This is a genomic window from Marilutibacter aestuarii (assembly GCF_006546775.1).
In the GTDB taxonomy this organism is placed as follows: Bacteria; Pseudomonadota; Gammaproteobacteria; order Xanthomonadales; family Xanthomonadaceae; genus Marilutibacter; species Marilutibacter aestuarii.
The window spans coordinates 1-23,058 of the sequence record NZ_VICE01000032.1; the positions used below are offsets into that span (position 1 = coordinate 1).

Sequence of the window (23,058 nt, forward strand, 5' to 3'; positions counted from 1 at the left end):
CCCCCGCGCCGGCCCCGGCGTCGCCTTGAGCGGCGCGGTCCGGCCCCCCGACACGGAGCCCACGCCATGAGCGAACCCGTGCGAAGCGCCATCCGCGGCCCGGCAGGGCCTGGCCAGGCCTGGCTGGACGACGACACCCTGTCGGCCGTGCGGCCGCAGGTGCGTCACCTGCTGGAGGCCTCGCCGGGCTTCCGGCAACTGCCGGTCGCCGAGCAGCAGGAACTGGCGAGGAACATGGTGCGGGTGGCGTCGTACATGTCCAATCCCGACGGCCTGGCCAAGCAGGAACTGACGCCGGGGCGCGGCGTTCTGGCCAAGGACGACGCGCCCGACGCCGGCCTGGCGCGCGCACTTGCCGGCGAGGTCGACGCGGCCAAGCGCAAGGCCTCCGAGAAGGTGGGTACCTTCGCCGGCAGCGACTTCGAGGCGGGGTCGGTGGAGCAGGGCGCCGGAAACTTCCGCAAGTACATCGGCTCGGTCGACTTCCCGGCGTTCGTCGGCGGGCTGATCCAGAACGTCTTCCAGGCCATCGTCGATGCCTCCATCCAGCAGATGCGCGCCTATGGCGAACTGCTCAAGTCGGTCGCGCAGACGGTCGACCAGTTCGCGTCGGACAACATCTCGATGAACAACGCGCGCGATTGGCTGGTCGATCGCTTTCCCGGGGATCTCCGCATCGACACCAGCGGCGGCGACGGCTTCGACGAGGCCGGCGGCCCGCGTCTGGCCCTTCTCGACGAGGACAAGGCGCAGGACGTGCTGCCGCGGGTCAGCCAGGAGATCCAGATCGACAAGCCGGTGACCGACCTCAGCGACCCCGAGCAGGAGGGGCGACTGGTGCAGGCCGCGCGCATGCAGATGGCGCGCAGCCGACAGCAGTTGCTGTCGTCGATGGTGATCCTGGGGATCAACCGCATCGTCATCACCGACGGCGCGATCAACGCCAAGGTCGTGTTCGACTTCCGCGCCTCCGACGAGGCCAAGCGCAGCGCCGCCGCCTCGCTGCACGACCGCGACACCAGCTACAACCGCAACACCACCGTCGCCGGCGCGCACTTCGGCTGGGGCGGCGCGGCGACCGCCAACACCAATGTGCAGACCCACATGACCACGGTGGCCTCGTCGGTGGACGAGGAGTCCGAGTCCAAGCAGGAAATGAAGGCCAAGCTGACCGGCGAAGTGCGGGTGAACTTCAAGTCCGACTACTTCCCGATGGAAAAGCTGGCGTCGCCGGCGATGATCGCCGCCATCCAGGGTAATTCCACGCCGATCGACCCCAACTACGTGCCCTCCACCCGCGCGGCCGGCGGCGGGGCCGCGGGCGCCTGAGGCGACCGGACGATGCGCCTGGCCACGCCACCGCCGGACGTCCCGCTGCCGCCCCGGCACCCGCACGACGGCTTGATGCGGGCGTTGTCGCTGGCGCAGGCGGTGTTGGCGCGGGAGGTCGCGACCCTGGCGCGCGCGCAGTCGGCCGGCGACGTGCTGTGGGATGCGATCGACCTGCCCGCGGGCTCGCCGGCACCGCAGGATCGCAGTCGACTGGCGGCCGCCGCGCCCCTGTACTTCGCAAGCGAACTGGAGAACGCCGGGCTGCTGGCCACTGCCGAACAGGTGGCCGGCCTGTTCGCCAGCGGCGCGATCGTGCAGCCGCTGGGTCCCGTGTCGCGCCAGCTCAACGACTTCTGGCGCGCACGCCGCGAGCGCCTTGACGCTGGCGAGCGCGAGGCGATCTTCGCGCGGGCGATCGAGCCGGCGGCGTTCGTGCCGCAGATGGGCGCGTTGTGCGAGGCGATCGTCGCCCAGGCCGACGGCAGCGACCTGCGCGAGCGCATCGTGCTCGAGGCTGCGGCCGATACCCTCGGCGCCTTCCTCGCCCAGCGGGTCGATCCGATGGCGGCGATGGCCTCGCGCGAGATCGTGGAGACCATCAACCTGGCGCTGGGTTTCCTGCGTGACCGCATGTTGCAGTCCGCCTTTGGCGTGCAGTCGCTGTGGCAGCTGTTGGCGATCCACTCGCAGGGCCGCAGCGGCGATGCCTCGCGCGTGCAGCGCCATGTCGACCAGGGGCGTGCCGGGCAGACCGTCCTGCTGTGGCTTGCCGGGCATGCCTTCGATCCGGCGCCGCAGGTCGATCCGGGCGACCTGCCGCTGGTGGGCGCGGCGCAGCGCTGGTTGGCCGGGCGCGCCGCCAACCGGTCCCTGCCGGGTCCCGTTCCCGGCGCGGTACCGGCGCTGCCCGTGGCGGCCTGAGATGCCCGCCCTGGCCGCTGCGCGCGTCGTACCCGGGAGGCCCCAGGCCGCGCTCGGACCGGGCACGCCGGCCCCGTGGATCCGGGGCGCGGTGCGCGAGGTGCTGGAGCGCTCGCCCAACTACCGCAACCTCTCGGTGGACGAACGACGCAGCCTGGCCCGCTCGATGGTGCAGGTGTCGGCGCTGGCGGCCGAGCTGATCGCCGAGGAAGACCGTGCCCAGCGCGAGATCGCGCCGGGCGCCGGGCGCGGTCCGCCACCGCTTGCGCGCGCGCAGTCGCAGCCGGGTTTCGCCGCCGCCGCCGACCGCGTCGCAGGCACCACCCAGGCGGTGCTCAACGCGGTGTCCTTCCCGCGTTTCGTGACCGACCTGATCAACGGCGTGTTCCGCGCGATGATGGATTCGAGCACGCAGCAGATGCAGCAGTACGTGCAGCTGCTCAACGCCGTGTCGGCGTCGGCGGAAGGCTTCGAGCGCACGCAGTTCGGCCTGGCCCAGGTCCGCCAGTGGGTGGCCGACCATTTCCCCGATGCGATCGAGTACGAGACGCCCGATCCCGACTTCGACAGCGATCCGGAGGACGCCGCCGACGTGCGCCTGCGCCTGCGCGACGGCGCCTCGATGCCGGACCAGGAGGCCATCCGCGCCACATTGGGCATCGAGCCCGGCGAACCGGTGGAGGCGTCCAATCCCGAGCAGCTGGTCCCGCTCGCGCGACGCTACCTCGCGCGCCAGCGCCAGCAGATGCTCGCGACCATGGTCATGATGGGCATGCACCGGATCGTCGTCGACAGCGGACGCATCAACGCGGCGATGCGCTTCCACGTCGACACGCGCAGCGCGGCCAACGAAGACCGCGGCAGCCAGTTCAGCCTGCAGAACCGGGTGCGCGCCGCCGGTAGCTTCGGCGTCGGGCCCTGGGGCGCGAGCGCCGAGATCGAGAACAACATCGGCTACGTCTCCACCCAGCGTTCGCAGTCCACCGAGGAAATGAACACCGACCTGGAGCTCAGTTCCTCGGTGGAACTGAACTTCCGCAGCGACTACCTGCCGCTCAACCGCATGGCCGCGCGCTCTCAGGCCGATCGCATCCGCGAGGCCTCGATCAACCCCGCCGCCGAAACCGATCCCGCGACCGTCCGTGCCGAGCGCCTGCAGGCACAGCAGGAGGCCGAACGCGAGCGTCGCGGCGCGGTGGACAGCGCCATCGAACGGGCGGGCACCGCCAGCCCGGCCGAACAGCCTCTGGAAGTGCCCGGCGGCGACCGCACCGCCCCGCGCGATGAGACCGCGAGGGGCTCGGAAGGGGGGGCGGAAGGCAGCGGCAGCGAGGGTGGCGGTTCTGAAGCAGGCGGCTCCACCGAGGGCGGGGGCGGCGGCACGGAGGCGGGCAGCGACGCCGCTACGGGCGGTGGTTCGGAAGCGGCCACGGGAGCGGGTTCGGACACGGCGACGACCGGCGGGGAGGGCGCTGGCTAGGCAATACAGGCCAAAAAGGGAAATTGGGCCAATGTGGGTAAAAAGCGTATAATGGCCACGCCACGACAGGAGCAGACCATGGCCGCGCTTCCCCGCTTCGAACCCCTGCAGGACCTGCCGCGCAAGCCCGCTTCGGACGTCAAGAAGCTCGGCTGGCGCGGGGTGATGAAGGCCGTCGGCCGCGACGGGGCGGTGGTGGTGACCCACCACAACGAGCCCGAGGCGGTCATCCTCTCGATCGGCGACTACGAGGCCATCATGCAGGCCCTGCGCGAAGCCAACGCGCGCCAGGACGATGCGTTGGAGGCGCTGCGCCAGCGCTTCGACGAGCGCCTGTCCTCGCTGCAGGCCGCCGACGCCGGCAAGCGCCTGCGCGGGGTCATGCGCACGCCCGCGCGCCTGGACGGCAAGGTCAAGGCCGGGGCCACGCATTGACCGAACGGCCGGTCCTGTTCGTCCTGGCCGGCGTCAACGGCGCGGGCAAGAGCTCGGTGGGCGGCCACCTGCTGCGACAGGCGGGGATGGAATGGTTCAACCCCGACAGCTTCGCCCGCGAACTGGTGGCCGGCAGTGGCTGCGATCCGGCCGAGGCGAACGCCATCGCCTGGCGCGAAGGCATGCGCCGACTGGACCTGGCGATGGCCACGGGCAGCGACCACGCGTTCGAGACGACCCTGGGCGGGCGCACCGTGCCCGCCGCGATCCGGGCCGCCGCGGACACGCATGACGTCCTCATGTGGTTCTGCGGCCTGTCCTCGCCAGCGCTGCACGTCGCCCGGGTGAAGGCGCGCGTCGCCGCCGGCGGCCACGACATTCCCGAAGCGAAGATCCACGAGCGCTATCCCGCGGCGCTGCGCAACCTCATCGCGTTGATGCCCCGTATCGCGCACCTGCTGGTGTTCGACAACAGCGTCGAGGCTGCGCCGGGCGAGGCCATCCCCGATCCCCTGAAAGTGGCCGAGATGAGGGGCGGGCGCCTGGTATGGCCGACCACGCTCAAGGCGCTGCGCCAGACCCCGGACTGGGCCAAGCCCCTGCTGGAAGCCGCGATGGGCCCGCCGCCGGCGAACGCGGGCGCCGATCCCGCCCCGCGCGGCGGCAAACGCCGCGGCTAGGCCATGCCGCCCCGGCATCGCGACCACCCGGGTGCTTCCATTGGCGCAATGCGCCGCAGATTCTCGGCATGCAGTGTCGCTGCGGACGAACCGCCCCATGGCGCACAAGACGGAGCGGGACTGCATGCTAGTGTGAACAGGGCGCGCGCATCCGGTCTGCCGCGCCCGTTGCCGCTCCGTCCGGCAGTGGATTTCCCAGCAGGAACCCGTGTCCATGATTCGTCACTTGCGTTTTCTCGCTCCACTCGCGCTTCTTGCAGCCTGCATCGATGTGCAGGCCGGACCGCCCCGGGGGCCCGACATCCTGACTAGCGATGTCACCCGCTTCTACGCCCTGTACGAGGCGACTGGAGGCAAGCCGACCGTCGAGCAGATCGAGCGCGAATACCTGGCCGACGCCACGCCCAGCCTGCAGGAGTTCGCCCAGCTGCGCCGCGTCACCGCGCAGAGCATCGCCGACCGCATCGCCAAGGACCCCGCGATCTACGAGCAGGCACGGGCGTGCATGGCGCTGCTCCCCAACGTGGAGAGGCGACTGGCCGCGTCCTTCGCCACCTTCTCCGCGCTCTATCCCGAGGCCCGGTTTCCGCCGGTGGCCATTGTCGTCGGGCGCGGCAAACCGGTGGGCACGGCAAACCGGAACGGCCTCTTCATCGGCCTGGAAGCGCTGTGCGCCGCGGACTTCATGAATCCCGATCCCGAGGACCGTTTCGTCCAGACCATCCTGCACGAGTACGGACACGTCCAGCAGCCCGGGGCCGATTTCGAGGAAGGCGACCCGAGCGTCACGGTACTTCGCGTGTCGCTGCTGGAAGGCGTGGCCGAGCTGATCGCGGAGCTGACCTCCGGCAGCGTCGGCAATCCCGGCCTGGCGCGCTGGACGGTCGGCCGTGAAGCGGAGATCGAAACCGCGTTCCTGCGGGACATCGACAGCACCGACCTGTCGGAGTGGGCCTACAACTACCGGCCCGGCTCGGACGCGCCCTACGACCTGGGCTACTGGGTCGGCTACCGCATCGCCAAGGCGTACTACCTGCAGGCGAACGACCGCAGGAAGGCGTTGAAGCAGCTCATCGAGCTGGAAGACCCGAAGGCGATCCTCGAAGCCAGCGGCTGGACCCCGGGGATGACGATGCCCGATGACCGGGCCACGCGCACGCCGGCCGGATAGAAGCCGGTCGAGGGGCGCGTCCGTCCACAGGCGATCGTGCAGGCTCCCGAACGGCCGCGTTGGCGCCCGGTCGCCCGGTGTCCGGCGATGCAAAGGCGATGGATACGAAAAAGCCCCGGCGTGACCGGGGCTTTTCCATGCTGGATGTCTGGTGGAGCGGAGGAGGATCGAACTCCCGACCTTCGCATTGCGAACGCGACGCTCTCCCAGCTGAGCTACCGCCCCACGAAGGCGGGGATTGTAGCGGGCGCGGGGGCGTACGCCAAGTCCCCGGGCGGACGGGTTCGGGTCGCCTCGGCGTCGCGCACCGTCTGCCTCAGCAGTCGGTCGGCTCGCGAACCACGCGGCCGTCGTGCAGGTCGACGCGGATCTCGAGGCCCGGCTGCGCGTAGAGCATGACCGCCTTGCCGTCGTACGAAAGGCGCGACGGGTGGCAACGCCACAGGATCGACGACACGCTGCGGGGTGCGTCCGCCAAGGCGTCCTCGCCGACGATGCTGGCCAGGTCCAGGTGGATGCGCGGCTCGCCGTCGGGCGGGTAGACCACCAGGACCTCGCCCGAGCCCATGGCGCCGTAATTGTCGATGCCGACGAGGGTGCCGTCGTCGCCCAGCAGGATTTCCAGCGGGAGCACGGGGTTGCGCAGGGCGATATTGCGGATCCGCACGTAGCCGTCGTCCGCGGCCGAGTACCGGAAGACCTGCGCCTGTGCGGCCTGGTCGTGCCGTTCCCCGGGCAGGATGCGCGCGACGAGGCTGCCGTCGTCGCTGGCGACGGCGGTCGGAGTGGGCGGTGCCCAGCTGTCGGCGCGCGCGATCGGCAGCACGAGCGCGAAACCCGCCAGGACGGCGGCGACCCGATTATTGAGCTCGTGGCGCTTCATGGCGTCGCTCTCGCTTCGATGCGCGCGAGGATGCGCGCCAGGTGGCCGGGTTCGAAGCAGGTGACGCACGCGGTTTCGACCGAGTGGGGCAGGGCGAGGGTGAGGACCGCGCCGTTGGCGGCGAGGATGGCGTCCTGGCGATCGGCCGCGATGCGGGGCAGCCAGAGGGTGTCGGGCATTGGATTGCGGGCCTGTACGAGGAAGATGCCGTGGCGTTCGAATTCGCTCGCGATGGCGATGAAGGCATCGGTGCGCAGCTGCAGGTCGTATTCGAGCTGCCGCACCTGGCCCTGGAAGTCGCGACCGCCCCGGTCCAGCGGGACGGTGGCGGTGAACCAGCGCAGCGCGGTTTCCGGGCGATGGCCGAGGATCCAGACATGCGGGATGTCGGGTTCCAGGAAGCGCAGCAACGATCCCACCGTCGCACCTTCCACGAACAGGCGCTCGTGGCCGCCCGCGTCCGTCTCGATCTGCATCGTGTCCCTCGTGTGTCCCCTGGACGGAGCGTAGGCAAGCGGCGGGGGCGCGGCAAGCACTCCCGAGCACGGCGGCGCCACGGTGGGGCTATGCTGTCCACGGGGCGTGGAGTCGAAAGGGGACGAGATGAAATGCAGGCAGTGCGGCGCGGTCATGCGCCTGGGCGCGGACGCCCCCGGCGTGTTCCTGGGCGCGACGCTCGCGCTCGTCGCGATCGCTGGGCTTGCCTGGTGGGCCGGGTTCGCGGGGGCGGCACTGTTTGCCGCCGCCGCCGCGGTGGTCGCGGCGCTGGCCTGCTTCGTCAATGTCGGCGACCACCGTTCGATGGGCAATCCGCCCGGCCCGGACGGCATTGCGGTGCCCGGGCGACGCTGCAAGGCATGCGGGGCGATCACGCCGATCCGCCCCTGGTCGCTTTGAGGCGAGGTCAGGAAGCGGAGTCGGCCAGCAGCGGGGCCAGGCTGGGCTCGAGCGCCTCGCGGCGCCAGCCGGCCAGCGCGTCGGGCCAGGTCCCATGGTCGAGCAGGGCTTCCAGCCAGCGACGCGACGCCAGCACGCCGTCGGGGAGGCCGAGTTCGGCGCTGCGCGCGGCGACCGCGTTCTGCAGCTTCTTGAGCCGGTTGCGGTCGCGGCGTTCCCCGATGCTGGCGTCGGGCAGCTCGGCCTCGTCCTCCAGCGGGGTGTCCAGGGCGTCCCAGATGGCGGCGGCGAGCTTGCGCGGTGCCTTGGGGTGGGCGTCGAGCTCGCGCTGCAGGCCGGCCAGGTCGATGGGCGGGTTGCGCGCCAGGGCGACGGCCAGTTCGTTGTCGAGCACCCAGCTCTTGGGCCGGTCGCTGCGCCGGGCCTGGGCCTCGCGCCAGCGCAGCAGGCGGACCAGGCGACGCTGGGCCTCGACATCGAGGAACTGCGCGCTGCGCATGCCCAGGTGCGGCCACGGGTCGAGGCCGTCGCCGGCGGCCTGGGCGATCGTCCGGGTCGCGTCCTCGACCAGCCAGTCGCGGCGGCCCAGGGCGTCGAGCTGGCCCTCGAGCACGTCATGGATCTCGAACAGGTGGCGCACGTCGTCGGCGGCGTATTCCAGTTGCGACGCCGACAGGGGGCGGCGCAGCCAGTCCGAGCGCGTCTCGCCCTTGGCCAAAGCGATGCCCGTCACCTGTTCGACCAGCTTCTGGTAGCCCAGGCCGTGGCCGATGCCGGCCAGCGCGGCGGCGAGCTGGGTGTCGAACAGCGGTGCCGGCACGGCGTCGCAGGCATGGCGGAAGGCGATCAGGTCCTCGCTCGGGCTGTGCATCACCTTGAGGATGTCGGCATCGGCCAGGATCGGCGCCAGGGCATCGCAGATGCCGGGGGCGAGCGGATCGACCAGCAGGATCTCCAGCGCGTCCCCGCGTTCGATCGCGATCTGGACCAGCGCCAGCTGCGGCCAGTAGGTGCGTTCGCGGATGAATTCGGTGTCCAGGCCGATACGGGCGGGACGGGGCGAGAAATGCGCCCGGAGGGCAGCGGGGTCGGTGATCAGTTCGGGCACGAGGTATCGGGGCGATGCGGCGGAAGTTGCTGTTGCAGGCGACAATAGCCTACTTTCTGCGGGTACGAGAACGACCGGGGTCCATCCGGACATGCCGGCGGAGCCCGGCGCCCGCTCCCCAGCCGGCGCGCCACCACGACGCGCCGCCAATCCCGCGTGGAGGATGTTTGCGCAGACCGCGCCCCACATTGCCGTTCGTCCGTTGCTGCCTGCCGGGCCTGCTGGCCATTGCGCTGCTGGGCCTGTCGGCCTGCGGCCGGGATGCGTCGTCGCCCGGCGACGGCGAGGGCGGGGACACGGCCTCGGCGGCGAAGGCGCATGCGCCGGTCGTCACTGTCAGCGCCGACCAGGCCGTGTCGCCGGTCGAGCCGTGGAAGGCGCCCGAGGTCGATATCGCCGACGACGGCGTGGAGGAGGCCCGAGAGAAGGCGGACGCCGCCCTGGCGTCCGGCGATCTCTACCACGATGCCGGCAGCGCCATTCCCCTGTACCTCGCGTTGCGCGCGCGCGCCCCTGGGGATGCCGGCCTCGCCAAGGCCCTGGACGCCTCCATCAAGGCCCTGGTCGGCCGGGGCGACGCAGCGCTCGCGGCGATCGACGACGAGCCGCTCAAGCTGCGCGAGGCGCATGAGATCGGCATGGTGGCGCGCTCGGTGGCCCCCGAAGCCCCGCCGGTGCTGGCCTACCTGGACCGCCTGGACGTCATGGACCGCGCGCAGCAGGCCAACCGGCTCGGCGAGACGGCGCTCGCCGACGGTCGGATCGACGGGGAGGGTGCGGACGCTGCGCTGGCGAAGTTCCACGAAGCCCTCGAGCTGCACCCCGACGACGTGCGTGCCCGGCAAGGCCTGGCCGCCGCCGAGAGCGCGCTCATCCGGCGTGCCGAGCAGGCGGCCGAATCGAATGACTATGCGGCTGCGGCCGACTGGCTGGCGCGGGCCGCTCGCGTGCGTCCCGAGCAGGAGCTGGGCACCATCGAACATGCGCGAGGGCGCATCGACGCCCTGCGGGCCGCCCGGGTCGGCGACCTGCGCGACCGCGGCGTCGCCGCGTTGTCACGCGAGGATGGCCTGGACGAGGCCCGCGAACACCTGGCCGAACTGCTGCTGATCGCGCCGCGGGGCGACCCGGCGGCCGTCGAGCTGCGCGAGCGGATCGAACTGGCCACCCATTACGGCCTGTTCCGGCCCGGGCAGGTGTTCACCGACGCGATGAAGAACGGCGGGCGCGGACCGCAGATGGTGGTGATCCCGCACGGTGCGTTCACGATGGGGGCACCCGAAGGCGAAGCCGGCGCCAGCGACGCCGAACGGCCCACCCGGAACATCCGTTTCGAGCGCGGCCTGGCGGTCGGCCGGACCGAGGTCAGCGTTGCCGAGTTCAGGCGCTTCATGGAAGCCTCGGTCCACTTCGAGCCGCGTGCCGCCCGTCGCGGCTACTCCACCGCCTACGACGAGCGCAGCGGCAACCTGGTCCGGCGCAGCGGGGTGGGTCCACAGTCCGATTACACCGGCCAGCCGGCGGACGACGACCTGCCGGTCATCCACGTCAGCGCGTCGGACGCCGATGCCTATGCGCGCTGGCTGACCGAACAGACCGGCCACACCTATCGCCTCGCCAGCGAGGCGGAGTTCGAGTACGCGCTGCGCGCCGGCAGCAGCGGTCCGTATCCCTGGGGCGCGGGGTCGCCGCCCCAGGGGTCGGGCAACTACACCGGCGCCGGCGATGCATCGCCCAGTGGCCGTCGCTGGCGCAACGCCTTCAAGGGGTATGCCGACCAGGCCTGGGGGCCGGCCCCGGTGGGGCGCTACGCGGCCAATGCATTCGGGCTTCACGACATGGCTGGCAATGTCAGCGAATGGGTCGCCGACTGCTGGCACGACAATTACCGCCGCGCGCCGCGCGACGGGCACGCATGGGTGAATCCCGGCTGCCGCAACCGCGTCGTGCGCGGTGGTGCATGGGCGAGTTCGCCGGAGCAGACGCGCTCGGCGTGGCGCCTGTCGGTGCAGAAGGACACCACGAACGCGCGGGTGGGGTTCCGCGTGGTAAGGGAAATCTGAAGGGCCGGCATCCCCGCTGCCGCAGCCGTCACGACACGAGGAAGGTGGCATGAGAGTCGACCCCAGATCGCAGGCCCGCGGCCAGGCCACGGGCCGGCGGCGCGGCGGCGGGTTCCGCTGGTGGATCCTGTTGTTGTTCGCAGGCTATGCGGCATGGCAATGGTTCGGCAGCGCCGAAGTGGATCCCTACACCGGCGAGACCGCGCATTACGGGGCCAGCGCCGACGAGGAAGTCCAGCTGGGCGTGCAGGCCTTCCAGGAGGTGCTCGGCGATGCGCGGGCGCAGGGCGCGCTGGTGCCCGCCGACGCCCAGGTCAGCCAGCAGGTGCGCGCCATCGCGCAACGCCTGGTGAGCCGCGTGCCGCAGGTGGCCACCGAACTGGCCGCGGCCAACAACCAGCAGGTGCCGACCTCGTACCAGGACTTCAAGTGGGACGTCGCGGTGATCCAGTCCGACGAGGCCAACGCATTCTGCTTGCCCGGCGGCAAGATGGCGGTCTACACCGGCCTGGTGCCGGTGGCGCAGAACGAGAACGCGATGGCGGTGGTGATGGGCCACGAGATCGCCCATGCGCTGTTGCGGCACGGTTCGCAGCGCATGGCGCAGCAGAAGCTGGTGCAGATGGGGCAGGTCGCCGCGGGCATGGCCGTGGGCGGCATGGACCCGCAACAGCAGCAGGCGGTCATGGCGGCGCTGGGCGCGGGTGCGCAGTACGGGCTGATCCTGCCCTATGGCCGGGCGCACGAAACCCAGGCCGACCAGGTCGGGTTGATGCTGGCCGCGGCGGCCTGCTTCGATCCCCAGGAGGCGGTCCCGCTCTGGCAGAGGATGGGGCAGCTGGGCGCCGGCCAGCGTCCGCCGGAGTTCGCCTCCACGCACCCGGACCCGGAGAATCGCATTGCCGCGCTGCAGGCGCTGATGCCGCAGGCGGAGGCGTTCCGGGAGAAATACTGCCAGGGAAGCGGGGCGCGCTGACGCCTGGTGCAACGGGCGCTCATGGGCGCCCGTTGATGCTGCTTGAGCGGTGTGAGGTCCGCGCCCGCGTTCAGCGCGAGCCGCGCTTGCCTTCGGGCTTGCCCGGCGGCGAGGTGGGCGTCTGGCCGACGCTGCCGGAGAGGTTCTGCTGGAATTCCTTCCAGATCGCCAGGTTGCGTTCGGTCAGCTGGTTCATCATTGCCCAGGGCGTCTGGCCCATCATGCCGCCCATCTGCTTGCGGAACTGCTGCTGCTGGTCCAGGAAGACCTGCATGGATTTCTCCAGGTAGCTGCCCATGAAGCCCTGCAGCGAGTCGCCGTAGAAGCGGATGATCTGGCTCAGCAACTGGGTCGACAGCACCGGCTCGCCGTCCTGTTCCTGCTCGGCGATGATCTGCAGCAGGACCTGGCGGGTGAGGTCGTCGCCGCTGCGGGCGTCGCGGACCTCGAACGACTCACCGTCCACGATCAGCTGGCGCACGTCTTCGATCGTGATGTAGCTGGAGATCTCCGTGTCGTAGAGGCGGCGGTTCGGGTACTTCTTGATGACACGGATTGCGGCCATGAAACGTGAACTCGGGTTCGTGGTGCCCTGCAGCATGGCGCAGCGCCACTGGGCTTGCAACTGCCAGGTGTCGCGACCGGCAACGGATGCGTGCCGGCCGCGCGGTTGGCGGACTCACCAGCCCATGTGGTGGCCGCCGTTGATGTCGAGGTTGGAGCCGGTGATCCACGCGGCCTGGTCGTCGACCAGGAAACCGACCGCGTAGGCGATCTCGTCCGGCTCGCCCAGGCGCCCGGTGGGAATGTCCGCCGCGATCTTGGCGCGTACTTCCTCGGGCACCGCCATCACCATGTCAGTGGCGACATAGCCCGGCGAGACCGTGTTCACCGTGATCCCCAGGCGCGCGTTCTCGCGGGCCAGCGAAATGGTGAAACCGTGCATGCCGGCCTTCGCCGCGGCGTAATTGGCCTGGCCGTACTGGCCCTTGAGGCCGTTGATGGAGCTGATCTGGATGATCCGGCCCCATTTGCGGCCACGCATGCCCTCGATCACTGGCCGGGTCACGTTGTAGACCGAGTTGAGGTTGGTGCAGATCACGTCGTTCCACTGGTCGACGGCCATCTTGTGGAAGGTCGTGTCGCGGGTGATGCCGGCGTTGTTGACCAGGATCTCGATCGGCCCGAGTTGCGACTCGATCTCCCGGACCATCGCCTCGGCCTGCTCGGCGGAGGTCACGTCGCCCTTGGCCATCGCGACGTCGATGCCCTCGGCCTTCATCTTTTCCTGCCAGGCCTTGCCCTTGGCATCGTCGCGGTAGTTGGTGGCCACCCGGTGGCCCATCCCCGCCAGCCGCTTGATGATCGAGGTGCCGATGCCGCCGGTGCCGCCGGTGACGAGTGCAACGCGTGACTGCATGTGATCCTCTCCTGTTCCGCCGCCGCGCGGCGCTGGGTCCTTGGTGGTGACAGCATATGTGAAGACTGTTATCGCATTGTTTGCACTCGCGGCGGAAGCGTCGCGGGGATCCGCGCGGGGTCGAAGCGCGCCGCGGCGAGTGCGAGCAGGGCGGGGGGATCGGACGCGCCAGCCAACGCCCCCGGGTCCTGCCCCAGGGCGCGCCAGGCCTGGGCAAGCGACGCCTGCAGCGCGTCCTGGCCCAGCGGCGCGCTGCCTTCGGACTTGGACAGCTTGCGACCGTCGGCGTCGGTGACCAGCGGCAGGTGGGCGTGGCGTGGGACCGGCAGGCCGAGCGCGCGCTGGAGCAGGATCTGCCGCCCTGTCGAATCGAGCAGGTCGGCGCCGCGCACCACGTCGGTGATGCCCTGGTGGGCGTCGTCGACCACCACCGCCAACTGGTAGGCCCACAGCCCATCGGCGCGGCGCAGGACGAAGTCGCCGACCTCGCGGGCGACGTCCTGTTGCCGGGGGCCCTGGATCAGGTCCTCGAACGACACGACGCTGCCCTCGGGCACGCGCAGCCGGATGGCCGGCTGGCGGCGGCGCGTGCGTGCCACGCAGGCGCGATGAATGCCGTGGGTGGCGGCCAGCTCGCTGCGCGTGCAATGGCAGGCGAAGGCCAGGCCCTGGTCCAGCAGGCGCTCCAGGGCGGCGGCGTAGAGCGCGTGGCGGTCGCTTTGCCGCACGACCGGCGCGTCCGGGCGCAGGCCCAGCGCCGCGAGCGTCGCCAGTTGGCGTTCGGCCGCCCCGGCGACCTCGCGGGGCGGGTCCAGGTCCTCGATCCGCACCCACCATTCGCCGCCCGCGTGCCGCGCCAGCAGCCAGCTGCCGAGGGCGGCGAGCAGCGAGCCCGGATGCAGGTCGCCGGTGGGCGAGGGGGCAAAGCGGCCGCGGTAGGGGAGCGCGTTGGCCGAACCCCGCGATCCGGCTGGAGAGCCTGCTGTGCCGGCGTTTGTCACGTCATGCGTTCACTTGAAATTGCCCGCAGCCTGCCACACTTCGGAGGTAGCGCGCACGTGGCGCGGAGGATCGAGCCCATGTTCAAGAGAGTCGCCCTTTTCCTGGCCACCAACCTGGCCGTACTGGCCCTGATCAGCATCGTGATGTCGGTGTTGCAGGGCGTGTTTGGCATCAACCTCGGCGGTCCCGGCAACATGACCGGCCTGCTGGTCTTCGCCACCCTGTTTGGTTTCGGCGGTTCGTTCATTTCCCTGATGACCTCCAAGTGGATGGCCAAGCGCGGCACCGGCGCCCATGTCATCGAACAGCCCCGCAACGAAGCCGAGCAATGGCTGGTCGCGACCGTGCGCCGCCAGGCCGAAGCGGCCGGCATCAAGATGCCCGAGGTCGCGATCTACGACGCGCCGGAGATCAACGCCTTCGCCACCGGTCCGAGCCGCAACAATTCACTGGTCGCGGTCTCCACCGGCCTGCTGCGGGCGATGAACCGCGACGAGGCCGAGGCGGTGCTCGGGCACGAGGTCAGCCACGTCGCCAACGGCGACATGGTGACCATGGCCCTGATCCAGGGCGTGCTCAACACCTTCGTCATTGTCCTGGCCCGCGTGGTGGGTCGGGTCATCGACGGCTACCTCAATGGCGGTCGCGACACGCCGGGCATCGGCTACTACGTCATCGTCTTCATCCTGGACATGGTGTTCGGCCTGTTCGCCAGCATGATCGCGATGTGGTTCTCGCGTCACCGCGAGTTCCGCGCCGACGAGGGCGGTGCGCGCCTGGCCGGACGCGACAAGATGGTCGCCGCGCTCGAACGCCTGTCGCAGACCTATGGCGAAAGCACCCTGCCCAAGCAGGTCGCGGCCTTCGGCATCAGCGGCGGCGTGGCCCATGGCCTGCGCCGGCTGCTGATGAGCCACCCGCCACTGGCCGAGCGCATCGAGTCGCTGCGCAACGCGCCGCTGGAAGCCGCCCGGGAGCGCTCGCTGGGGTGAGGCAAGACCGCTTGCGCGGCACTGCCGCGCGGTCTTGCCGAACGCCCAGCGCGCTGCGCTGGGCCGGGGTTGCGTGGTGAGCGCGAAGCGCGAGCCCGCAACGGCTCCAGAGGCGAAGCCGATGGAAGACCGCTTGCGCGGCACTGCGGCGCGGTCTTGCCGAACGCCCAGCGCACTGCGCTGGGCAGGGGGGTTGGACCTGCTGGGCTGTGCCCAATGCTGGATCCCAGCGTTCGCTGGGATGACGGAAAGGGGAACATGCGATGCGCGAAGAAACCCCCAAACCACCCACCCTCAGAACTCGTAATCCATCTCCGGACCGGCGGGGGCGAGGAAATGGCCCTGGGCGTAGTCGATGCCGGCGCCGAACAGGATCGTCATGGACGAGGCGTCCTGCACGAACTCGGCGATGGTCTGCTTGCCACCTTCCCGGGCCTTCTCGGCGATCTCGCGGATCCGCGCCTGGTTGTCGGCGTTGCCCGCCAGGTCTTCCATGAAGGAGCGGTCGAGCTTGATCATCGACGCATCGAAATGGTTGAGCAGCTGGAACGGGTTCAGTCCACTGCCGAACTGCTCCAGGCCGATCCGCACGCCCAGCTTGGCGACTTCCTTCTGGAAGGACTGCGCGGCACGCAGGTGGGTGGAGACCTTCGATTCGGGCAACTGCAGCACAAGGCGCTTGCCGTCCGCGCCATGGCGGGCGATCTGGTCGGCGATGTGCTTGAGCAGGCTGTCGTCCTGCAGCGAGACCTCGGTGATCTTGACCAGCAGGGTGGTGTCGTGGCCGGCCTTCTGGCGTTCGCCGAGCACCGCGATGGCGCGTCCGACCACCCAGCGGTCGATCTCCCACAGCAGGCCGTGTTCCTCGGCGATCTGCAGGAAGGTCAGGGGCTGGACCAGTTCGCCGTGTTCGTTGAGCAGGCGCAGGTAGGCTTCGTAGATCTCGTCGGGCGCGCCATGCAGGCCCACCAGGGGCTGGTAGTGCATGAGGAAGCGGTCGTTGTCGATCGCATCGCGGATGCGGGCCACCCAGGCTTCCACCCGCTCTTCCTCGGCGCGGTCGGCCGCGCCCGGGTCGAACAGCTCGACGCGGTTGCCACCCACGCCAATGGCCGACTGCACGCCGGTGCTGGCCTTGCCCAGGACCGCCGAGACGTTGGCGATGCGCTGGCCGATCTGCACGCCGCCGATGCTGACGGTGGCATTGAGCGAGCGGCTGCCGGCCTCGAGCACGGCGCCCTCGAAGGCGGTGCGCACGGTTTCCGCCAGTTCGACCGAGGCGGCGTGGTCGCTGTCGCGACGGAGCACCGCGAACTGGTGGTCGCCGAAGCGGGCCACGATGTCCTCGGGCTTCAGCGCCGCGCGCAGGCGGGCCGCGCAAGCGGCGAGCAACTCGTCGGCGGCGTCCAGGCCGATCTCCTGGAGCATGCGGTTGTAATGGTCGGGCTCGATCAGCAGCAGTGCGTGCTGGCCGGCCTTCTCGCCGGCGTCGGCGACGCTGTCCTCGAGCGCGAGCAGGAAGTTGGAGCGGTTCAGCAGGCCGGTGACCTGGTCGATCTGGCGCAGCTTGCGCACTTCGTCTTCTAGGTCCGAATCGAGCTCCTGGCGGCGCAGGATGACCTGCTGGCAGGCCTCGCCCTCGTAGGTGGCGGCGGTGAACTCCATGACCGCCGGGAAGGGGTCGCCGTCCAGGGTCTGGGCGGTCAGCTCGTACCGCGGCGGCGGCGCCTCGCCCTTGGACAGGCCTTTGAGCAGTTGTTTGAATTCGTCGACATGCTGCGAGGCGACCATGTCCAGCAGCGACATGCCTTCGATCTCCTCGAAGTCCTCGAAGCCGAACATCTCCAGGTAGGCGGAGTTGGCGCGGATGTGCATGCCTTCATGGATGTAGGCGATGGGGTCGCGGGAGGAGTCGATCAGGGCATCGCAGCGACGCTCGGTCTCGCGCACGTGGGTCTCGAGCTTGCGCAGGGCGCGGCGCGCCTGCAGGTCGCTCCACTCGCGCACCACGGAGTCGTGCAGGTGTTCGGCCTGGCCGCGCAGGACGATGCCGCGCGCGCCGGAGGCGGCATTGGCCACCAGCCGGCCGCTGTCGATGTCATCGTGCAGCACCAGCACCGGCAGGTCCTTGCCGCCGGCGTCCACGCGCTGCATCAGGGCATCGAAAGTCACGCCCTTGGCGTCGTGCGCGACCAGCACGAGGTCCAGTGGCTGGCCGGCGAGTAGCTCCTCGAGCTGTTCGCTGCTTTCCGGACGGCTTGGCCTGACCGCAATGCCGCGGTTGCGCAAGCCGTTCACGATGGCCTCCGCGGCTTCCACGCTGTCGTCGATGATCAGCATTCGCAGCGGCAGGTCTTTGCCAAATTGCATAGTCGTCTCTCCTCCCCGTGCCTGTTATGTCAGAAAGCCGCCTGCGCGTCCATGCGGGCGGATCGGGATTGGGCGCCCGGTCGGGAATGCCGGGCGATGCATGTCGTTCAGAGCGGTCGCTTGCCCGGGTCGCCGGCCACTTCGCGCACCAGCCGGGGCACCAGGTAGCCCGACAGGCGCGCCGCCACCCCGGCATGGAGGCGCCGCGCGGTGGCGTCGTCGACCTCGAAGTGGGCCGCGCCCTGCACCCGGTCGAGCTGGTGCAGGTAGTAGGGCAGTACGCCGGCCTGGTAGCCGCGCTCGCCGAGTTGGCAAAGGGCCTCGACCGAGTCGTTGACACCCTTCAGCAGCACAGCCTGGTTCAGCAAGGTGGCACCGGCATGACGCAGGTCGGCCAGGGCTGCGTCGACCGCGGCGTCGAACTCATTGGCATGGTTGGCATGCAGCACCACCGCGACCGGCCATGGCAGCGCCGACAGCCAGGCCAGCAGGTCCGCGTCGACGCGCTCGGGCAGCACCACCGGCAGCCGGGTGTGCACGCGCAGGCGCCTGACGTGGGCGACGCCGGCGAGGGCATCGGTGAACTCGGCCAGCTTGTGCGTCGCCAGCGACCAAGGATCGCCCCCGGACAGGATCACCTCGTCGATGCCGGGGTCGGCGCGTATCAGCTCGATCGCCTCGCGCCAGCCGGCCGCCGCGGCCGCTTCCTCGGCATAGGGGAAGTGGCGGCGGAAGCAGTAGCGGCAGTTGATCGCGCAACTGCCGGTGGAGACCAGCAGGGCCCGCCCCTGGTACTTGCGGATAACGCCGCTGCCGGCGCGGGCCGCGCCGTCGCCGACCGCGTCGAGGCTGAAGCCGGGGCTGGGCTGCATTTCCGCGTCCAGCGGCAGGACCTGGCGGAGCAGGGGGTCGTGCATGTCTCCGGGGCGCATCCGTGCGACGAAGCCGCGCGGGACACGAAGCGGAAACTGCGCCGCGGCGGCGTCCGAAAGCTCGGGCAGGGCGCCCGACAGGCCGAGGAGCCCGAGCAGCTCGCGGGGGTCCCGCACGGCGTCGCGCCACAGCGCCTGCCAGCGTGCCGGGGCCGGGCGATCGGGGTGGGACGGCTGCATGGAGGCCGGGGCTGCGGGTATCATGTGCGACGGATTCAATGCCGGGAGGCCGACGGTTTTGCGCGGCCCGCCATTCTACAGGCCGGGCGCCCGCCATCGTGTCGCCCGGCCCGCCATCACAATCGAAAACGAACGCATCGCAGGAGTTCCGCAATGGCCAGCTATGGCATGAACGACGTCAAGAACGGGATGAAGATCCTCGTCAACAACGAGCCGTGCATCATCACCGACACCGAGTACGTCAAGCCGGGCAAGGGCCAGGCCTTCACCCGCGTCAAGTACCGCTTCATCAAGTCCGGCCGCGTGGTCGAGCTGACCATGAAGGCCACCGACAACCTGGAAGCGGCCGACGTGATCGATACCGACATGCAGTTCCTGTACGCCGACGGCGAGCACTGGCACTTCATGAACCCGGAGAACTTCGAGCAGGTCCAGGCCGACGAAGTCGGCGTTGGCGACGCCCGCAAGTACCTCAAGGGCGAGGAGCAGTGCGTGGTGACGCTGTGGAACGGCACGCCGATCCAGGTGACCCCGCCGAACTTCGTCGAGCTCAAGATCACCGAGACCGACCCGGGCGTGCGCGGCGACACCTCCGGCGGCGGTGGCAAGCCGGCGACCCTGGAGACCGGCGCGGTCGTGCGCGTGCCGCTGTTCGTCAACCAGGACGAGATCATCAAGGTCGACACCCGCTCGGGCGAGTACGTCAGCCGCGTGAAGTAACACCCAGGGCGGGGGGCACTGGCTGCCTCTCCGCCTGCCTGCCGGCCCCGCCGCGCGTGCCCGCGGCCGGGCCATCGCACCCGCGCGACGGGTGCCGGGCCCGCAGCCATCCCGGCCGCGCTTCCGGACAGCCCACCTCCCGCCCGGAGGCCAACGACGAAAGGATGACGATGACGACCGACGCCCCCGCCGAAGCCTGCGACCTGCTGATCGAAGCCGGATGGGTCGTGCCAGTGGTCCCGCACGGCACGGTGCTCGAGCAGCACGCCGTGGCGGTGCGCCAGGGGGAGATCGTCGCCGTGCTGCCGACCCGCGAGGCGCGCCAGCGCTTCGAGGCCCGCGAAGTCGTGTCGCGGCCGCACTCGGCCCTGATCCCGGGGCTGGTCAACGCGCATACCCACAACCCGATGACCCTGCTGCGCGGCATCGCCGACGACCTGCCGCTAATGGAATGGCTGCAGGGCCATATCTGGCCGGTCGAGGGCGCCGTGATCGGGCCGGAGTTCGTCGCCGACGGCATCACCCTCTCGGTCGCCGAGATGCTCCGCGGCGGCACCACCTGCGCCAACGAGAACTATTTCTTTCCCGACGTGCAGGCCGCGGTCTACAAGCGCCTGGGCTTCCGCGCCCGGGTCGGCCTGCCAGTGATCGACTTCCCGACCGCCTGGGCGAAGAGCGACGACGAGTATTTCGACCGCGCCATCGAGGTCCACGACCAGTGGCGCGACGACGCCCTGGTCTCGACGGCCTTCGTGCCCCATGCCCCGTACACGGTGTCGGACGCGAGCTTCGAGCGCATCCGCATGCTGGCCGACCAGCTCGACATGCCGGTCCACCTGCATACGCACGAGACCGCGCACGAGGTCGAGGAGTCGCTGCAGAAGCATGGCCAGCGCCCGCTGGCGCGGCTCGACCGGCTCGGCCTGGTGACGGACCGCCTCGTCGCCGTGCACATGACGGCGGTGGATGATGCCGAGATCGCCCTGTGCGCCGAGCGTGGCGTGGTCGTCGTGCACTGCCCGGAGTCCAATCTCAAGCTTGCCTCGGGCTTCTGCCCGGTCGGTCGCTTCGAGAAGGCGGGGGTGGTGCTCGCGATCGGTACAGACGGCTGCGCGAGCAACAACGACCTGGACATGTTCGGCGAGACCCGCACCGCCGCGCAGCTGGCCAAGGCGGTCGCGGGCGACGCGGCCGCGTTCAGCGCCGCGAGTGCCCTGCACGCTGCAACCCTGGGCGGCGCGCGTGCGGTCGGCTTCGAGGACCGCATCGGCTCGATCGAAGCGGGCAAGCGCGCCGACCTGGCCTGCGTGGACCTGGCCCGCATCGAGACCCAACCCCTGCACCACGTGATTTCGCAACTGGTCTACGCGGTCGGACGCCACCAGGTGACCGACGTGTGGATCGACGGCCACCGCAAGCTCGAGGACGGCCGCCTGGCCGGCCTCGACCCCGATGCCCTGATCGCCAACGCCCGCCAGTGGCGTTCGCGCATCGCCTCGATCCGGATCGACTGATGACCGACGCCACCGCCACGCCCGCCGCCGGCGAAGACCGCAATTTCAGCCAGGCCGAACTGCACAAGTTCGGCGCCCTGGCCAACCGCTGGTGGGACCCGCAGGGCCCGCAGAAGGCCTTGCATGCGCTCAATCCGGCGCGCCTGGGCTATGTCGCGCGGCGGGTGGGCCTGTCCGGGGCGCAGGCGCTCGACGTCGGCTGCGGTGGCGGGCTGCTGAGCGAAGCGATGGCGCGCGAGGGCGCCGGGGTGACCGCGATCGACCTGGCCCCGGAGCTGGTGAAAGTCGCGCGCCTGCATGGGCTGGAGAGCGGCGTGCGCGTCGACTACCGGCTGCAGTCGGTCGAGTCGCTGGCGGCCGAGCGCCCGGGCAGCTTCGACGTCGTGACCTGCATGGAGATGCTCGAGCACGTGCCCGACCCGGCGGCGATCGTCACCGCGTGCGCGACCCTGCTCAAGCCCGGCGGCCGCCTGTTCCTGTCCACCCTCAACCGCACCCCCGCGGCCTTCGCGCTGGCCATCCTGGGCGCGGAGTACGTGGCCAGGCTGCTGCCGCGCGGCACCCACCAGTACCGCGACTTCATCAAGCCTTCCGAGCTCGCGGGCTGGGTGCGCGCCGCCGGCCTGCAACTCGAGGACGTCAGCGGCCTGATGTACGAGCCCTGGCGCAATGCCGCGCGGATCGTGTCGCGGACCGACGTGAACTACCTGGCCTGCGCGGTGAAGCCCGAATGAACGTGGCGCTCCGCCGGGCGGCCTTTCCCAAGGGCGTGCTGTTCGACCTCGACGGTACGCTGGCCGACAGCGCCCATGACCTCCTCGCGGCGGTCAACGCCATGCGCGCGGCGCAGGCGATCGCACCGATGCCACTGGACGCGTTCAGGCCGCATGTCTCGCGCGGTGCCCGCGCCATGTTGCGGGCCGCCTTTCCCGACCTGGACGACGCCGCGCGCGAGGCGCGGGTGCCGGCGCTGCTCGACCAGTACCAGCGCCACATCGGCCACCATGCCGGCGTGTTCGAGGGGGTGGAGGCGATGCTCGCCGCGCTGGAGGCGGCTGGCACGCCATGGGGCATCGTGACCAACAAGCCCGAGTACCTGGCCCGCGACCTGTTGCCGCACCTGGGCTGGTCGACGCGATGCGCGGTCCTGCTCGGCGGCGATACGCTGCCGGTGCGCAAGCCCGATCCGCTGCCCTTGCAGGTCGCCGCGGAACGAATGGGTCTGGCGCCCGGCGACTGTGTCTACGTCGGCGACGACGCCCGTGACATCGAAGCCGCGCGTGCGGCCGGGATGCCTTCGGTGGTGGCCCTGTGGGGCTATCGGCAGGCCGGCGACGACCCCCTCGGCTGGGGTGGCGACTGCATGGTCGAGCATCCCGGCGACCTCGCCGACCCGGCGCGCTGGCCGGTACGGTGAGCACCGTGGACCCCGTCGCCATGCCCCTGGACACCGACCAGGCCGCGCTGGAGAGCTTTGTCGCGAAATGGCGCGAACGCTGGCCGGAATGGAGCGTCATGGAGGTCTTCGTGCCTGCGGCGCAGCGACCGGTCGCCCTGGCCTGGGCGGCCCTGCTGCAGGAACTGACGGACGCGGCATGGCGGGGCGAGGACGCGCGGCCCGGAGAGGCCAAGCTGGCCTGGTGGCAGGAAGAATTGCATGGCTGGTCGCTGGGCCGGCGCCGGCATCCACTGGGCATTGCGCTGCAGAAGCGCCCGGCCCCCTGGGACGCGCTGGCCGTGGCGCTGCCTGGCCTGGCGGCCAGCCGCGAACGCCCGCGCGACATGGCCGAGGCCTACGACCGGCTGGCCGCGTTTTCGGCCGTGGTCGTGGAGGTCGAGCGGGCGTTGCTGCCGGCGGCGCCCTCCATGGCCGAGGCCGAGCGCGACGCGGTGAGCGCGACGCTCTTGCAGTCACGTTGCATGATGCCCGGCGATGCCCACGTGCCGATGGCGGTGTTCGCGCGGGCGGGCGAGGGCGATCC

The 23,058-nt window shown here is 70.6% G+C and carries 23 protein-coding genes and 1 tRNA gene; 15 read left to right on the forward strand and 9 right to left on the reverse strand.

The window, feature by feature from the left end; genetic code table 11:
* Nucleotides 1–66: 66 nt before the first annotated feature.
* The 6 genes from FKV25_RS03360 (at nt 67) to FKV25_RS03385 (ending at nt 6,019) form a co-directional block, all read left to right on the forward strand.
* Complete coding sequence (locus tag FKV25_RS03360; RefSeq protein WP_141517385.1) at nt 67–1,329, forward strand: hypothetical protein; 1,263 nt, start codon at nt 67–69, stop codon at nt 1,327–1,329.
* A 12-nt stretch (nt 1,330–1,341) separates the two neighbouring features.
* Complete coding sequence (locus FKV25_RS03365; protein ID WP_141517386.1) at nt 1,342–2,253, forward strand: hypothetical protein; 912 nt, start codon at nt 1,342–1,344, stop codon at nt 2,251–2,253.
* Between the two features lies 1 nt (nt 2,254).
* The gene (locus tag FKV25_RS03370) at nt 2,255–3,733 is read left to right on the forward strand and encodes a hypothetical protein (RefSeq protein ID WP_141517387.1); all 1,479 of its coding nucleotides are present in this window, start codon (nt 2,255–2,257) and stop codon (nt 3,731–3,733) included.
* Nucleotides 3,734–3,811: 78 nt separating this feature from the next.
* Nucleotides 3,812–4,168 carry a type II toxin-antitoxin system prevent-host-death family antitoxin gene (locus FKV25_RS03375; RefSeq protein ID WP_170218497.1) on the forward strand — a complete coding sequence of 119 codons (357 nt, stop codon included), beginning with the start codon at nt 3,812–3,814 and terminating at the stop codon, nt 4,166–4,168.
* The gene (locus FKV25_RS03380) at nt 4,165–4,848 is read left to right on the forward strand and encodes an ATPase (RefSeq protein WP_141517389.1); all 684 of its coding nucleotides are present in this window, start codon (nt 4,165–4,167) and stop codon (nt 4,846–4,848) included. Before FKV25_RS03375 ends, FKV25_RS03380 begins: the two co-directional genes overlap by 4 nt.
* Nucleotides 4,849–5,074: 226 nt before the next feature.
* Entirely contained in the window at nt 5,075–6,019 is a 945-nt protein-coding gene (locus FKV25_RS03385) for a DUF2268 domain-containing putative Zn-dependent protease (protein ID WP_484177346.1), read from the forward strand.
* A gap of 149 nt (nt 6,020–6,168) precedes the next feature.
* On the opposite strand, the gene FKV25_RS03390 is transcribed toward FKV25_RS03385, so the two are convergent.
* The 3 genes from FKV25_RS03390 to FKV25_RS03400 form a co-directional block, all read right to left on the reverse strand.
* Nucleotides 6,169–6,244 (reverse strand) — tRNA-Ala (locus FKV25_RS03390).
* Between the two features lie 91 nt (nt 6,245–6,335).
* The gene (locus FKV25_RS03395; protein ID WP_141517391.1) at nt 6,336–6,902 is read right to left on the reverse strand and encodes a hypothetical protein; all 567 of its coding nucleotides are present in this window, start codon (nt 6,900–6,902) and stop codon (nt 6,336–6,338) included.
* Nucleotides 6,899–7,378, reverse strand: a complete 480-nt coding sequence (locus tag FKV25_RS03400; RefSeq protein WP_141517392.1) for a hypothetical protein — start codon at nt 7,376–7,378, stop codon at nt 6,899–6,901. The genes FKV25_RS03395 and FKV25_RS03400 overlap by 4 nt, the downstream gene beginning before the upstream one ends.
* A 154-nt stretch (nt 7,379–7,532) precedes the next feature.
* Here FKV25_RS03400 and FKV25_RS03405 point away from each other — a divergent pair, with 154 nt between their 5' ends.
* On the forward strand, nt 7,533–7,799 hold the full coding sequence (locus FKV25_RS03405) for a hypothetical protein (RefSeq protein ID WP_141517393.1): 267 nt from the start codon (nt 7,533–7,535) through the stop codon (nt 7,797–7,799).
* A gap of 7 nt (nt 7,800–7,806) precedes the next feature.
* Here the strand turns inward: FKV25_RS03405 and rnd are convergent, their stop codons facing one another.
* Entirely contained in the window at nt 7,807–8,907 is a 1,101-nt protein-coding gene (gene rnd / locus FKV25_RS03410) for a ribonuclease D (protein ID WP_211345355.1), read from the reverse strand.
* Nucleotides 8,908–9,074: 167 nt separating this feature from the next.
* On the opposite strand from rnd, the gene FKV25_RS03415 reads away from it, so the two are divergent.
* Both FKV25_RS03415 and FKV25_RS03420 read left to right on the forward strand, forming a co-directional pair.
* On the forward strand, nt 9,075–10,970 hold the full coding sequence (locus tag FKV25_RS03415) for a formylglycine-generating enzyme family protein (RefSeq protein WP_246071877.1): 1,896 nt from the start codon (nt 9,075–9,077) through the stop codon (nt 10,968–10,970).
* Nucleotides 10,971–11,019: 49 nt separating this feature from the next.
* Nucleotides 11,020–11,946 (forward strand): M48 family metallopeptidase, encoded by a 927-nt coding sequence (locus FKV25_RS03420; protein ID WP_141517395.1) that lies wholly within the window; start codon nt 11,020–11,022, stop codon nt 11,944–11,946.
* Between the two features lie 70 nt (nt 11,947–12,016).
* On the opposite strand, the gene phaR is transcribed toward FKV25_RS03420, so the two are convergent.
* The 3 genes from phaR to gluQRS all read right to left on the reverse strand — a co-directional run bounded on the left by phaR (nt 12,017) and on the right by gluQRS (nt 14,367).
* On the reverse strand, nt 12,017–12,511 hold the full coding sequence (phaR, locus tag FKV25_RS03425; protein ID WP_141517396.1) for a polyhydroxyalkanoate synthesis repressor PhaR: 495 nt from the start codon (nt 12,509–12,511) through the stop codon (nt 12,017–12,019).
* Nucleotides 12,512–12,625: 114 nt separating this feature from the next.
* Nucleotides 12,626–13,366: an acetoacetyl-CoA reductase gene (phbB, locus tag FKV25_RS03430; protein ID WP_141517397.1), complete on the reverse strand. Its 741-nt coding sequence runs from the start codon at nt 13,364–13,366 to the stop codon at nt 12,626–12,628.
* 68 nt (nt 13,367–13,434) lie between these two features.
* Complete coding sequence (gluQRS, locus tag FKV25_RS03435) at nt 13,435–14,367, reverse strand: tRNA glutamyl-Q(34) synthetase GluQRS (RefSeq protein WP_141517398.1); 933 nt, start codon at nt 14,365–14,367, stop codon at nt 13,435–13,437.
* Nucleotides 14,368–14,445: 78 nt separating this feature from the next.
* Between gluQRS and htpX the strand changes: the two genes are divergently transcribed.
* On the forward strand, nt 14,446–15,360 hold the full coding sequence (gene htpX / locus FKV25_RS03440) for a protease HtpX (protein ID WP_141517399.1): 915 nt from the start codon (nt 14,446–14,448) through the stop codon (nt 15,358–15,360).
* A 294-nt stretch (nt 15,361–15,654) separates the two neighbouring features.
* Here the strand turns inward: htpX and FKV25_RS03445 are convergent, their stop codons facing one another.
* Together FKV25_RS03445 and epmB are read right to left on the reverse strand one after the other, a co-directional pair.
* Complete coding sequence (locus FKV25_RS03445; RefSeq protein ID WP_141517400.1) at nt 15,655–17,730, reverse strand: EAL domain-containing response regulator; 2,076 nt, start codon at nt 17,728–17,730, stop codon at nt 15,655–15,657.
* Between the two features lie 107 nt (nt 17,731–17,837).
* On the reverse strand, nt 17,838–18,866 hold the full coding sequence (gene epmB / locus FKV25_RS03450; RefSeq protein ID WP_141517401.1) for an EF-P beta-lysylation protein EpmB: 1,029 nt from the start codon (nt 18,864–18,866) through the stop codon (nt 17,838–17,840).
* Nucleotides 18,867–18,995: 129 nt separating this feature from the next.
* On the opposite strand from epmB, the gene efp reads away from it, so the two are divergent.
* The 5 genes from efp to FKV25_RS03475 form a co-directional block, all read left to right on the forward strand.
* The gene (gene efp / locus FKV25_RS03455) at nt 18,996–19,562 is read left to right on the forward strand and encodes an elongation factor P (RefSeq protein WP_141517402.1); all 567 of its coding nucleotides are present in this window, start codon (nt 18,996–18,998) and stop codon (nt 19,560–19,562) included.
* A gap of 170 nt (nt 19,563–19,732) precedes the next feature.
* Nucleotides 19,733–21,076: a TRZ/ATZ family hydrolase gene (locus FKV25_RS03460; protein ID WP_211345356.1), complete on the forward strand. Its 1,344-nt coding sequence runs from the start codon at nt 19,733–19,735 to the stop codon at nt 21,074–21,076.
* The gene (ubiG, locus tag FKV25_RS03465; protein WP_141517404.1) at nt 21,076–21,810 is read left to right on the forward strand and encodes a bifunctional 2-polyprenyl-6-hydroxyphenol methylase/3-demethylubiquinol 3-O-methyltransferase UbiG; all 735 of its coding nucleotides are present in this window, start codon (nt 21,076–21,078) and stop codon (nt 21,808–21,810) included. Before FKV25_RS03460 ends, ubiG begins: the two co-directional genes overlap by 1 nt.
* On the forward strand, nt 21,807–22,493 hold the full coding sequence (gene gph / locus FKV25_RS03470; protein WP_141517405.1) for a phosphoglycolate phosphatase: 687 nt from the start codon (nt 21,807–21,809) through the stop codon (nt 22,491–22,493). The genes ubiG and gph overlap by 4 nt, the downstream gene beginning before the upstream one ends.
* 20 nt (nt 22,494–22,513) lie before the next feature.
* A partial coding sequence (locus FKV25_RS03475) for a phytoene/squalene synthase family protein (RefSeq protein WP_141517406.1) occupies nt 22,514–23,058 on the forward strand: 545 nt, incomplete at its 3' end.

Coding starts and splice junctions, on each gene's coding strand:
- phbB (WP_141517397.1), bottom strand. CDS start 13,366: ATGCAGTCACGCGTTGCACTCGTCACCGGCGGCACCGGCGGCATCGGC.
- htpX (WP_141517399.1), top strand. CDS start 14,446: ATGTTCAAGAGAGTCGCCCTTTTCCTGGCCACCAACCTGGCCGTACTG.
- ubiG (WP_141517404.1), top strand. CDS start 21,076: ATGACCGACGCCACCGCCACGCCCGCCGCCGGCGAAGACCGCAATTTC.
- efp (WP_141517402.1), top strand. CDS start 18,996: ATGGCCAGCTATGGCATGAACGACGTCAAGAACGGGATGAAGATCCTC.
- FKV25_RS03395 (WP_141517391.1), bottom strand. CDS start 6,902: ATGAAGCGCCACGAGCTCAATAATCGGGTCGCCGCCGTCCTGGCGGGT.
- gph (WP_141517405.1), top strand. CDS start 21,807: ATGAACGTGGCGCTCCGCCGGGCGGCCTTTCCCAAGGGCGTGCTGTTC.
- epmB (WP_141517401.1), bottom strand. CDS start 18,866: ATGATACCCGCAGCCCCGGCCTCCATGCAGCCGTCCCACCCCGATCGC.
- FKV25_RS03375 (WP_170218497.1), top strand. CDS start 3,812: ATGGCCGCGCTTCCCCGCTTCGAACCCCTGCAGGACCTGCCGCGCAAG.
- FKV25_RS03400 (WP_141517392.1), bottom strand. CDS start 7,378: ATGCAGATCGAGACGGACGCGGGCGGCCACGAGCGCCTGTTCGTGGAA.
- FKV25_RS03360 (WP_141517385.1), top strand. CDS start 67: ATGAGCGAACCCGTGCGAAGCGCCATCCGCGGCCCGGCAGGGCCTGGC.
- FKV25_RS03365 (WP_141517386.1), top strand. CDS start 1,342: ATGCGCCTGGCCACGCCACCGCCGGACGTCCCGCTGCCGCCCCGGCAC.
- FKV25_RS03420 (WP_141517395.1), top strand. CDS start 11,020: ATGAGAGTCGACCCCAGATCGCAGGCCCGCGGCCAGGCCACGGGCCGG.
- FKV25_RS03460 (WP_211345356.1), top strand. CDS start 19,733: ATGACGACCGACGCCCCCGCCGAAGCCTGCGACCTGCTGATCGAAGCC.
- FKV25_RS03405 (WP_141517393.1), top strand. CDS start 7,533: ATGCGCCTGGGCGCGGACGCCCCCGGCGTGTTCCTGGGCGCGACGCTC.
- phaR (WP_141517396.1), bottom strand. CDS start 12,511: ATGGCCGCAATCCGTGTCATCAAGAAGTACCCGAACCGCCGCCTCTAC.
- FKV25_RS03445 (WP_141517400.1), bottom strand. CDS start 17,730: ATGCAATTTGGCAAAGACCTGCCGCTGCGAATGCTGATCATCGACGAC.
- FKV25_RS03370 (WP_141517387.1), top strand. CDS start 2,255: ATGCCCGCCCTGGCCGCTGCGCGCGTCGTACCCGGGAGGCCCCAGGCC.